Here is a 223-nt window from a genome sequence, read left to right as displayed (position 1 = left end):
GCACAGAATGATCAGTAAATGGTGGAGCTATGCGGGATCGAACCGCAGACCTCCTGCGTGCAAAGCAGGCGCTCTCCCAGCTGAGCTATAGCCCCATTACTTACTAGATCGTATTTGGTGGGTCTGGGCCGATTTGAACGGCCGACCTCACCCTTATCAGGGGTGCGCTCTAACCAACTGAGCTACAGACCCAAATACTTTCTGTGCTTCTTATAAATTAGAC

General features: G+C 51.1%; 2 tRNA genes. Both read right to left on the bottom strand.

Features of this window, described 5'->3' with window-relative positions:
• Nucleotides 1–19: 19 nt before the first annotated feature.
• Nucleotides 20–95: transfer RNA gene (locus tag CCS02_RS22055), tRNA-Ala, on the bottom strand.
• Between the two features lie 20 nt (nt 96–115).
• A tRNA-Ile gene (locus CCS02_RS22050) sits at nt 116–192 on the bottom strand.
• Between the last annotated feature and the right edge of the window lie 31 nt (nt 193–223).

The sequence above is a fragment of the Marinomonas sp. ef1 genome (assembly GCF_002806845.1).
Lineage (GTDB): Bacteria > Pseudomonadota > Gammaproteobacteria > Pseudomonadales > Marinomonadaceae > Marinomonas > Marinomonas polaris.
This window is presented reverse-complemented; position numbering and strand designations above follow the sequence as displayed.